The organism is Oceaniferula marina, from assembly GCF_013391475.1.
Lineage (GTDB): Bacteria > Verrucomicrobiota > Verrucomicrobiia > Verrucomicrobiales > Akkermansiaceae > Oceaniferula > Oceaniferula marina.
Genome location: NZ_JACBAZ010000002.1, coordinates 542,395 through 554,979, shown reverse-complemented (window position 1 = coordinate 554,979; position 12,585 = coordinate 542,395). Strand labels below are relative to the sequence as shown.

At 52.6% G+C, this 12,585-nt stretch carries 5 protein-coding genes; 1 reads left to right on the top strand and 4 read right to left on the bottom strand.

Going from position 1 to position 12,585, the window contains the following annotated elements; genetic code table 11:
* Positions 1 to 99: 99 nt before the first annotated feature.
* The gene (locus HW115_RS06680) at positions 100 to 630 is read left to right on the top strand and encodes a GNAT family N-acetyltransferase (protein WP_178931811.1); all 531 of its coding nucleotides are present in this window, start codon (positions 100 to 102) and stop codon (positions 628 to 630) included.
* Between the two features lie 235 nt (positions 631 to 865).
* On the opposite strand, the gene HW115_RS06675 is transcribed toward HW115_RS06680, so the two are convergent.
* The 4 genes from HW115_RS06675 to HW115_RS06660 all read right to left on the bottom strand — a co-directional run bounded on the left by HW115_RS06675 (position 866) and on the right by HW115_RS06660 (position 12,275).
* On the bottom strand, positions 866 to 1,678 hold the full coding sequence (locus HW115_RS06675; protein ID WP_178931810.1) for a hypothetical protein: 813 nt from the start codon (positions 1,676 to 1,678) through the stop codon (positions 866 to 868).
* A gap of 311 nt (positions 1,679 to 1,989) precedes the next feature.
* Entirely contained in the window at positions 1,990 to 4,236 is a 2,247-nt protein-coding gene (locus HW115_RS06670; RefSeq protein WP_178931809.1) for a cadherin domain-containing protein, read from the bottom strand.
* A complete protein-coding gene (locus tag HW115_RS20335) occupies positions 4,233 to 8,741 on the bottom strand; it encodes a cadherin domain-containing protein (protein WP_425498136.1) in 4,509 nt (1,502 codons plus the stop codon). The genes HW115_RS06670 and HW115_RS20335 overlap by 4 nt, the downstream gene beginning before the upstream one ends.
* A 2,688-nt stretch (positions 8,742 to 11,429) precedes the next feature.
* Positions 11,430 to 12,275 carry a hypothetical protein gene (locus HW115_RS06660; RefSeq protein ID WP_178931807.1) on the bottom strand — a complete coding sequence of 282 codons (846 nt, stop codon included), beginning with the start codon at positions 12,273 to 12,275 and terminating at the stop codon, positions 11,430 to 11,432.
* Between the last annotated feature and the right edge of the window lie 310 nt (positions 12,276 to 12,585).

Here is a 12,585-nt window from a genome sequence, read left to right as displayed (position 1 = left end):
TATTCGCCCTGCCTTTCGGGTTCCGATTTTCTTCTGGACGGACAGATGAGCACTGAGCACACTCGCCCTCTTGAGGCAAACACCCCAACCGTGCGAAACATGATCATCAGAGAAGCAAAAATATCAGACGAGGCTCAGGTACGCCGAATCCATCTGCAAGCATTTGACAGCAGTGAAAACGAGCTTGTTGCAGGACTTGCATGCGACCTGCTGCATGAACCCACCATCCCTGAAACAATCCACCTTGTTGCCAAACTCGACCACCTCCCGGTCGGGCATGTTGCCTTCAGCCCGGTTTGGTCCAACAACAAGCACCAACTCCTCGGCTATATTCTGGCTCCTCTGGCCGTCATTCCTGGACAACACAAAAAGGGAATCGGTTCAGCACTTGTGCATCATGGGATCGACATGCTGAAGCAACGAGGGATCGGTTCGCTCATCGTCTATGGTGACCCCAATTATTACGGACGGTTCGGCTTCCAAGAAGATTTGGCGGCACCATACCTCCCCCCGTATGAACTTGAATACCCGAACGGTTGGCAGGCCTTGATCTTCGACTCAGATATGGTTCCTACGAGTGCTGAAAAAATCAAATGCGTCCAAGCTCTGGAACAGCCTGAACTCTGGTAATCATCACAAAAAACACCAACGCCGGACAGGTCTTATACCAAGTCGTAAACAGACGGGACGATAGCCGAGATGAATGAGCTCTTTGGTAAGGCGCGACGAAGCAATGGTGCGGGCACCATGACTAAGGAGAAACAAAGCCAAAGGAGTCATTCATCCGGAACTCTCATGGATCACGCAGTGCTTTTCCACATACCTCAACAACGATCAATCGTCTCGTCTGTTTTGTGGAGTGGTATTACTCCTCGCTCACCCCGCCGGACTCCTCAGGGTTCATATCGGGGTCAATATTAGCCGCATCCGTCAAATGGCGGATGGCATCCGGTACACGCTCACCCACCCAGACCCGACGACCGCCAGGGCTTTCATAAGCCATATGGTATCGCCAGCGGCCATCGCCGACAGATTCCACTTTTACTTTATACACCTGCTCACCTTCCACAGCTGTTAGCAAACGCCCCACTTGTTTCATCTGCAAAAAGGCATCTGCCCGGTTCTCACCAAGTGCATTTTTCACGGTGTCCGAAAACTCATCTCCGAAGCCTTTCATCGCCAAACTCATGTCAGGCACCGTAATTTTGACAGAACCATCATCGAGATCTTCCGCTTGGGCGGCATTGCTTTCATATTGCCGCATCTCCTTTTGCACCGAGCGCCATGCTTGCTGCACGTATTTTTTTTCCCGGTCTGTGATCTGTAAATAAGCCTCCAGTGCACCATCCTGGCTAAACAAATCCTGATCCATCGAACGCTTTCCGGCGGCCTGGCTGAGTGTCCCTAGCAAGGATGCCGGCACAACCACCAGTCGTCCATCACGATCAGGGTCAGCAAGGCCGGAATCCAGATCCAACACCGCGGCATCAGCGGCCGACCGGGTCCGCCGGTTGGCGCCCGCCCCATTTGCTGTTGACGCTGTCCGATGCCCAACCCGCACCTCATCCAATCCTTCTTGAGATGACGGCGCAGAAGCATCTCCCCCACTCGAGGGAATCACACGTCCAATCATGAACCCTCCCACGATACACAAAAAACAAGCTATCAAGGTTTTCATCTGCATAGAGCATTGATAAATCAATCCCGCCACGAGGCGAGAAAAAAACATCCTGCCTCCGTCAGGACTCCTACATCAGGGAGATTATCTCGGTGATACCTGCGGCGCTGACAGGATGGTCAGGATTTTTAATTTTCAAAGATCAAGGTTTGTCCAAAACCTATCGCTACCCTCTATAAAAATCCTGTAAATCCTCTTCAATCATGTGAATCTTTTCAGCACCGCAGGCTGTTAGTTCCTAGTCTATTCGCCCTGCTGCCTCTGTGAAAAAACACAAGAGGCAAGGGGTAAGACAAAGGCTCCTTGTCGAATTATTCAAACACAATATAACCAATCTGCTCGGTTCCATGGTTCCGCTCACTGTCTCCGATCACATCCTCATCAACAGCAGTCGTCAACGATGTCGGGCCGAATGCTGAGTTCCCATACAGAACCGCCCAGCTGCCATCATTGCCGTCCATCGCCGATTGGCTCAGCGCAACTGCAGTTGTAGTGCTTAAATGACCACTCAGGCTGTAGCTCCACCCGGTAGACGTTTCACCAACACCTTCCACAATGTCGCTACCCAGACCTGCTTCATAGGCGATGCCATTGATGGTGCCAGTTCCGGACTCAATCACAATATAACCGATCGTCTCATCAGCCCGGGTCGTATTGCTATCTTCACCGACATGTTTGCCCAAACTTAAACTACCGGCATTGACCGGTGTTGTCCGGCTCCCTCCCATGCTCCAGAAAACCGACCAATGGGAGTCATTGGCACTCATCACCTGACCAACCACAACAGGAGAGGTATAACTATTCTGGAAGCTTTGGGCTTCGGCATTCCAATTGTTCTTTCGTGCCGTCACCGTCGAGGTAAACTTCACGGCTTCCATCGTCACACCATCAAGAGCTTGCGTGTAAACCCCCTCTTCCACAGCGATGATCGAAACATCCAGATTCACCTCCGAGGTCAAGCCATCACAACGGTCGAGCTTCAAATCAAAGCTACTCCCACTGACGTTCTTGATCCGAGTCACAACCGGTGGCCGGTTACTATCCGGATAGATCGGCGTGGCAACAATCACAGCAGATGTGTAGTTCTTCCCAAGATCAACCGTTGTCCAATTGCTACTGCTGACGTTGTTCACCGTCGTACGAACCAGCTTCGGTGAGGTGTCGGCAAGTGTGGTGAAACTTCCGCTTCCGCCCCAGGCCTCGCCCGCACTATTGGAGGCGCTTACGGCATAATAGTACATCGTGTTCTCGACCAAGCCAGTAAGGTTCGCCATATACCCCCCCTCGGTTTGGCTACCGAGAGAGAGACTACCCGTCCAGGCAGCGGCACTCGTTCCGCCGTCCGTCTCACCGTAATAGAGCGTCACACTTGTCGACTCACCGCCATCATCATTCAAGGTATAAGCAACATCTGCCGACTCCATTGCCAGATTCGATGCTGCCCCTGTGGCTATCTCTGGCATCTCAATGACATCAGCAATATTGATCGTCACCGTCGCGATATCATTCAGGCCTCCAAGGTCCGTGACGCTGACCGTTAACGCATGTTGCGTCTCCGTCTCGTAATCGAGCTCTGCGGTGGTGGTGATCTCACCGGTGGTGCTATTGATCGCAAAGCCACTGCCGCTTGTAATCGCGTAACTCAACGAATCCCCGGCATCAGGATCGGAACCGGCAAGGGTCAGCACACTCGATCCAATCACCGCATCTTCAGCGAGGCTAACGTTGGCATCGGTAAGCTCGGGTGCTTCGTTCACGTTGCTCACGTCAACCGTCACCGTCGCGGTGTCACTTAAGCCACCGGCATCGGTCACACTCAGAGTGAGCACATGTTGCGTGGAGGCTTCATAATCAAGCCCAGCCGTCGTGGTCATTTCACCGGTGTTACTGTTGACGGCAAAACCACTTCCAGAAACCAGAGCGTATGTCAGGCTGTCTCCGGCATCCACATCGGTGCCGCCAAGCGTCAGCACACTCGATCCAATCATCACATCTTCAGCAAGGCTAACGTTGGCATCGGTAAGCTCGGGTGCTTCGTTCACATTACTCACATCAACCGTCACCGTCGCGGTGTCACTTAGGCCACCGGCATCGGTCACACTCAGAGTGAGCACATGTTGCATGGAGGCTTCATAATCGAGCTCTGCGGTGGTGGTGATCTCACCGGTGTTGCTGTTGACGGCAAAACCACTTCCAGAAACCAGAGCGTATGTCAGGCTGTCTCCGGCATCCACATCGGTGCCGCCAAGCGTCAGCACACTCGATCCAATCACCGCATCTTCAGCGAGGCTAACGTTGGCATCGGTAAGCTCGGGTGCTTCGTTCACATTACTCACATCAACCGTCACCGTCGCGGTGTCACTTAGGCCACCGGCATCGGTCACACTCAGAGTGAGCACATGTTGCATGGAGGCTTCATAATCGAGCTCTGCGGTGGTGGTGATCTCACCGGTGTTGCTGTTGACGGCAAAACCACTTCCAGAAACCAGAGCGTATGTCAGGCTGTCTCCGGCATCCACATCGGTGCCGCCAAGCGTCAGCACACTCGATCCCATCATCGTATCTTCAGCGAGGGTGACATTCGTATCGGCAAGCTNCTCACGTCAACCGTCACCGTCGCGGTGTCACTTAGGCCACCGGCATCGGTCACACTCAGAGTGAGCACATGTTGCATGGAGGCTTCATAATCGAGCTCTGCGGTGGTGGTGATCTCACCGGTGTTGCTGTTGACGGCAAAACCACTTCCAGAAACCAGGGCGTAACTCAGCGAATCCCCGGCATCAGGATCGGAACCAGTCAGCGTCAGCACACTCGATCCAATCACTGCATCTTCAGCGAGGGTGACATTCGTATCGGCAAGCTCGGGTGCTTCGTTCACGTTACTCACGTCAACCGTCACCGTCGCGGTGTCACTTAAGCCACCGGCATCGGTCACACTCAGAGTGAGCACATGTTGCGTGGAGGTTTCATAATCAAGCCCAGCCGTCGTGGTCATTTCACCGGTGTTACTGTTGACGGCAAAACCACTTCCAGAAACCAGAGCGTATGTCAGGCTGTCTCCGGCATCCACATCGGTGCCGCCAAGCGTCAGCACACTCGATCCAATCATCACATCTTCAGCGAGGGTGACATTCGTATCGGCAAGCTCGGGTGCTTCGTTCACATTACTCACGTCAACCGTCACCGTCGCGGTGTCACTTAGGCCACCGGCATCGGTCACACTCACGGTGAGCACATGTTGCGTGGAGGCTTCATAATCAAGCCCAGCGGTTGTGGTCATTTCACCGGTGTTGCTGTTAACGGCAAAACCACTTCCAGAAACCAGAGCGTATGTCAGGCTGTCTCCGGCATCCACATCGGTGCCGCCAAGCGTCAGCACACTCGATCCCATCATCGTATCTTCAGCGAGGGTGACATTCGTATCGGCAAGCTCGGGTGCTTCGTTCACGTTGCTCACGTCAACCGTCACCGTCGCGGTGTCACTTAAGCCACCGGCATCGGTCACACTCAGAGTGAGCACATGTTGCGTGGAGGCTTCATAATCAAGCCCAGCGGTTGTGGTCATTTCACCGGTGCTGCTGTTGACGGCAAAACCACTTCCAGAAACCAGGGCGTATGTCAGGCTGTCTCCGGCATCAGGATCGAAACCAGTCAGCGTCAGCACACTCGATCCCATCATCACATCTTCAGCGAGGGTGACATTCGTATCGGCTAGAGCAGGAGCTTCATTCGAGTCAATAACACTCACAGTCACCGTCGCCTGACGACTAAGCCCCCCCAGGTCAGTGACAGCAACTGTGAGTGTGTAATGGTTCACCGACTCGAAGTCCAACGGACTGGTCGTCGTAATCGCCCCACTAGCATCAATGGCAAAAGCTCCGCTAGTGTTGCCTGCCGAGATCGCATAAGCAAGCGTGTCGCCCGCATCCGGATCCGTGGCGGACACCGTAGCCACCAGCTCTCCAGCGGCTAGGTTTTCGACCACCGAGCCGCTGGAATTGACAACAAGAGGAGCCTCATTCACGTCATTGACATTCACCGTAATCGTCGCGGTATCAGCCAGAGTCGATTCATCGCTGACCTCGACAATCAGCGTGTAGCTCTGCACCGTTTCAAAATCCACAGCTGCCGTATTGGTGATTTCACCAGTGGCGGAGTCGATAGCGAACAAGCCACCTGCATCGTCGGTCAGCGACCAGTTCAGAACACCGGTGCTGCTTGCCGTCGCCAGCGTGCCCAGCTCCGTGCCTGCCGCTGCATTTTCGTCCAGCGCCAGCGAAACATCGTCAAGCACTGGTGCACTGAGTGGTGCGCTACGAAGCGAGAGTGTCGAGCCACTCACTTCAAAGTAAGCAGCAAAAGTAACCGCATTGGCGGAGTCGAGCCTCAGGCTAGCGTTATCCCACAGCGACTGATAATAAGAGCTGTCCGCCCCGTTCACCGTCAAGGTTCCTGTCGTGCCGGTAACAAAGTTAATGTAAGGCCCGGCCACATTGAGGTCGATCGTATTTGTCGTGACCGAGCCACCACCTGCAGCAAGTTCAAGGAAGGCATACGGCACAGGATCAGAACTCACGCTCAACGTGCCAATATCCACCACTCCTCCAGCCACAATCACAGCAGCTTGACCGACACCGTCCGCTTGATATTCGATCCTGTCGTTGTCTGAATCCGCTTCGAGCAGGCTGCCTGCGCCGACCGTGATAACGGTGCTTCCGGAAATACGGAAGACACGACCACCGGGGCCATCGTTGCTCATGTTGCCTCCCTGCAAGTTGATGATGCAGTCGGTAAACTCCGGAATGAAGCTTGTATTGCGGCTCAAAGTGCCTCCAGTGACCACCAGCTGATAACCGGTGATGATATTATTCCCCGCTGACGTGCTCCCGGTGCCCGGGCTATTCACATCCTCACCTTTCCACCACACTGCATCCCCAGTGATGTAGCCAGCCTCAACACCCGGCAAGACTCCTCCCGACCAATTGGCAGGATCGCAGATGTTGCCGACCGTCGCTCCGGCGTCGGTGAAACGATTGGGCTCGGCCGCATCCGTTGGGTTGGTGCCCAGCGCTTGTTCCGTTTCGTTGGAGAATCCATCGGCATCGGCATCACCCGTAGCATCCTGCGCGGAGGTCCCGCCGAAGTGAACCAGCTCCCAGGCATCATCAAGCCCGTCACCATCGGAATCATCCCCCGCCACGTCACTGACGTCGATCGTCACCGTCGCCGTACCACTGGCCCCTTCACCGTCGGTAACCATCACCGTCAGGAGGTGCTGAGCATTCTCTTCGTAATCAAGAACTCCGACCACCACAATCTCTCCATTGGCGGGATGAATGGCAAACGCGCTATCCCCTGATGTGATAGCATACGTCAGGCTGTCCGTCGCATCAGGATCACTGGCAGTCACCACACCGACGCTGGTTCCCACACCCGCATCCTCGGAAACAGCAAACGTCGCATCGCCTGCCGTTGGTGAATTGTTCGTGGACAACACCTCGATTTGCAATTCCGTTCGGTCGGTTCCACCATGATCATCAGACACCTCGACCACCCAAGTATTCAGACCGATGTCAGCATGCAAGGGAGTGCCTGAAAGCATTCCATCGTTTGCCACAGTGAGCCATGCAGGCCCCGAAACCTTACTAAACGTGAGGCTATCCCCATTGTCATCGCTGGCACTGCCAACGAGCGTCCCGCTGAATGCCAAGTCCTCCGAGGCTGAAGCCAAAGCAACCGGATTGCTTATAAACAGTGGGCGCACCTGTGGAGCCTCATAGCTGACCCGCACATTGTCAATGAGCGTGCGGGAAGATGCATCAATAGCATAGATCACCAACCAAAGTGGAGAACCCGGAGTATGGCCTGCCCCCGTACTTAGTGTAACAGAAACCTCCTGGGTCGTCGCCGGAGCTGGTGTTCCAACCGAACTGGCTACAAGTGTCGCCCCCACCGTATTGATCAGAGGGTTGCTCGCCCCCCACTTCACATTGGAATCTGCAGCGAGCCCAACATCACCCCCGGCATACAACTCAACGTAAGTCGTCGTCGCTGCGGTTCCGGATTTGGCACCTACCAAATACTGCACGGTCACATCGATATTTTCTTCATAAGTCCCTATCTGCTGATAAAGCCAGCGCCCGCGACCGAGTTCCACCCAGTTATCCCCATAGGGAGAGTCCGGATAAATATCAGCTCCAGCCGAATCATCCTGGGTATATGTATAGCCGACACCATCATACCATCCATTGATGTCATTACTCAACGCGCCTGTGGCCAATGCTGGATCTTCAAAACTGGCATTGGTCAAACTAGCAGGTAAGGCATCAAAGACAACAAGTGTCAGGTTTGCCGTATCGGTATTCGTGCCATCACTCAACTCCACCAGCCAGCTGTTAGCACCTGCATCCGATGCTGTGGGCCGACCGGAGAGCGAGCCATCAGGATCCACCGACAACCAAGCCGGCCCTGAGAGCACATTCACCGTGTATGCTGAGGGTGCAATCACATCACGAACAAGACTATCTGAATAATCAGAACCTATGCGAGCCCTTCCGTAATCCAGCGTTCCTGACTTGAAGGCCAGTTCGTTCGAAAACACCTCAATATTCAAGGTTGCATTGACCGCAGCCTCGATGCCATCCGTCATCGACACCACAAAGACAGCCAAGCCTATATCACTGGCAGCAGGTGTTCCGCTAAGGCTGCCATCAGCAGCGACTGATAGCCATTCCGGCCCTGAGATTTTGGTAAAATAAAGTGGCTGCCCATCTCCATCCAAAGCATAGGTGCTGAGAGACCCTGTGTAGGCATTGCCATCAATCGCGACGGGTAAATCAATTTCCGATGATACCCATGTTGGTGCGGCGTTCCCTCCGGCTCCAGGTTGGTATACAAGCGCAACCTGGTTGCCATTTTGCAATTCCACTGACCACGCACCACCAACAGTTGCCAGCGTTGATTCAGCATCCACGTGAATCGTAAATTTATCTGCAGAAAACCCAGTGACTGTGTCTGCCTGCAAAATAACAAAACTTTGGCTTTGCGTTGGGTCGAAATTCATTTCCACCAATGAACGTCCCAAATCTGAAATCGAAATCGTCATATCCACCACCTCGTCTGCAGGCTCGGTCACCTCCTTTCCCTTACTGATCCACAAATTGCTGGGCACCACACCATTGAGATCGAGCGCACCAGTCACCCTAATCACATCCCAACCCGTCGGGATACCATCGGCATCATTCGCAGCCGCAGCATCCCCGAGCTGCCATTGGTAACTGGCAATATTATCCACAAACATACCGGCCGTAAAATTCTGCCGCCCCACCTGACCGGACACACCCGGTGCAATGGCCGAACCATAACGCATCACCACCTGGGTAGCAATGTCTCCTGTGCCACCCAAGGTTCCAAAGAAACCATTCAAATCCAAGGTTTCGTCCTCACCCGTTCTCGTCATGTGAGGAGGAATGATCCGGGAGGTCAACGGAACCGTAGCATTGTATTCGAAGCTCGATACCGGATCGATCGAAATAGTGTCGGCACTCAGGCTGCCACTCGGCTCGACAACCAGTCGGGTGCCATACATCACCACCATCATCCCGTTGAAATATGTAGGATCATCACTCTCACCCTGAAGGTCCACATCACCGGTGATGCGAACCTCGCCACCATGTTTGCAAATCATACTTCCGGTTCCGCTAAGCGATCCTCCGATCGTAAACATGCCACCGCGTCCCATATCAGTGAACCAATGACGACGTGACTCAATCACATTACTTTCGTCGTTCATATCAAAGTCACCCGTTGGGTTGTCTCCCGTGAGAACCAAGACACTGTTCGTCAAGATACTGTTTCCTCCGATGGCCAGATTACCCGTGCCCATCTTTAAGTAACCGTGAAATTGATAACCTATCGTGCTGTCACCCATACGGCTCAGGCTCAGGTTGTTGATGGTCGCTGTCCCTGATCCAGAGTCAGCCCAAATGGCACTGAAGCCCTCCATCGTTGTGTTCGCAAGGGTCACCCCGGCATTCAGCTTCACCTCGGCACCACGCCGAATGGTTAGATTGGAATCTGCACCGAAGGCGCCCGAAGATGCGGCTATAAGCGTGCCCTCCTGCACATCTATTTCATTACTCCCAACACTATTCGCGCCAGCCAAGGTGATCTCTCCATGACCGGTTTTGGTCAATCCACCCGCAAAGGTCATGTTGGATCCAAGAACCGCGCTGCTGTTTGGCAGTGCATGCATTCCACCTGTTGCGACACTCAGCTCCCCACCCGAGATAAGATAATCTCCCTCGATACGCACTCCATCCATGCTCAGATTCGATGAACCAGTCAAGGTCGCCACTTGCTTGTTATAGGGGAGAACAACCGTTTTGCCTCCCGTCCCCGTATTGAAACTACCTCCACTCAACGCACCATCCCCATCCAGGGTCAGTGTCGCATTTTGTGAATAGTCATTCGACCCCCCGCCGGTCATTTGAACGGTCCATCCGGTCTTGTCACAAAGTTGCTCGTATTCATAACGCACCAAATCCAGATCCGCATCTCCGGTAAAAGCATAATCGATCGCAGAGTCGTAAGCTTCAGCCGTGATGCGGTATTCACCAGCAGCCAAATCAAGAGCGGCGACGTCGAGCACCTCCGATCCACGCTGACTGAGAACCTCGGTTCCGTTCACATACCAACGAATCAAAATGACATCCGTGCTCGCAACATTTACATGCAAGCTTTGAGGGTCCACCAACGCATAGGTGTTGTAAGTATGCGAATCAATCGGATCAAACGCTTTATAGTAATCGTGAATGACGTTATCCGTCCGGTTTTCTGAGTGATAGGCATTGTCCTTGAGCAGATCCATATAAGAGGACCGGTTGTCTTTAAGCAAAGAACCGGAAGGAAACAAGCTGATGACTCCATCATAGGTCTCCGGCATCTCACGCCCTTTACCCATATAGCTGTGCCACTGCCCCCAAAGGCCACCAGTCGGCCCAAAGGTCGCATTTCTTGTGAGCCCGCGCCCCTCACCATCGATATGATCTATCTTGAATTCGCGTGTTTTGTTTCCGTGTCCCAATTTGTGATGCGCATGGGTACCTTCATGAATCCATGCCCAGTCCGATCCCGTAACCTCCACATATGGGGTTGAACAAATTTTTGAGTTCGCCCAGATTCCAGCCGCTCCTGCTCCGGTCACCCCCCAGTTGTGATCACCCAAGCCCCAATACTCGACCCCAAGACGATCTTTGATTGGAGTGTGCATCGCTTTATGATCCGAGTCGTCATACATCGGCCAATCCACCCTGACACTGTCAAGTTTCCAAATCTTCATAAATGGCGAGTAGCGATGATAAATGTGTTTAAGCAGAGGCTTGTCTTCGATCAATCCTCCGGTATCTGCAGTGCGATCGATTCCCCGTAACATCACATCCACGGCGCAGTCGATTCGGTAATTGTAATCCGCAACCATATCCTCCATGGACACCGCCATTGCCGCACCATTTCCTTCCTTATAGTGAGACAAATAGAAGTGGTCCAAGCGGTTACTCGATGGCCCCGAACCTTCGACCAAAATATAATCAGCCGTATCCCGGTGAGACTCCCATAGGGTCAAAGCTTCAGGACTCGTGACATATTCCCATGTCACCGGAGTCTGAGCTAGCAAAGGAGTCGATAATAGCCCGGCAAAGCCAAGCCATTTCGTCAGTGTGTATGTGTGTTTCATTGTTTTGTTTTCTATGGTTTATGATTTTCTGCGGGGGCGTAAAATCCATAGCCCTAAGGCAAGAAGGATGATCACGCCCGAAACGCCAGCGGCATAAGGAATAGCGTGAACGGCTTTTTCGTCAGATGAAGAAGACCCGGCTTCAAGCGATGTATCATCAGGCGACACCCCTCTGCTTCGTGAAACTTCTCGCTGTGCCGGTCCAAAGGAACTTTCATGCTTGTTGGCTGCTTCGCTATCAGGCTGCCAAGTCAAATCCGATTGCCCATGACTCACTGGAAACATGACGGTCGTATCGCCATGCACAAAAGGAATCTCCAAACGATCCATTGCACGTGGAATTAACTGCCAACTCACGGCGACCTGCTCTGGCACATCAGGGCAATCGTATTTCAAGACAATGCGTGCGATCCGAATCTCTTCATCCGGTAAGGCGTGATCCAAATAATGCATCCCCCATGCCTTGCCGGGACGATCAAAACTCACCAACTGTGGCTCAATCAAGACACCATCGATCTTCACAGGACAATTCATATGAAAGGACCTGACAATCGAAGGAAAATCTTTCGAACTCACCTCCCCCCCCTGTTTTCTCTGTAAGGAATACAGCTCCCCATAATGAACCTCTGCGGTGCAAAACAATGAATCCTTTTTCAATTCAAAGCCAACCTTCATTAAATTCTGAGGAGGATGAGCTACCAATGGCAAAGCACACAGAAGAAAGACCAAGGATGACACGACCCTATTTCTCCCCAGCCCTCTCGACATCCACCCACTCTCTTGCGCCCTTTGATGAAAAGGTCGAAACAGACACACACGATTTAACCATTTATTAAAAACCATTTTTACACGTAATACATTCAAACACCCAACGTATCATAAGATACTCAATATGAATCGATCCTATGGTTGAGCGTCCAAATTCATGCCATCCGTCATTAAAAAAGGAATCTAAATTCATCTATAATTATTTCGCGCCATCGCTTTCTTTTACAAAAAGCATTTTTCTTGTTACGCTTTACCCTATTCGAGGCATATATAAAGGAGGCCTTGTGTGACTTGAACAAAAACAAGGTAAGCATCAACCTAACATAGACTTAACATCATAAAAGGCTATGCATGACGAGGCCATGTAGCGAACCACATGGATGAGGCAAAATGCTGAATTCAAACC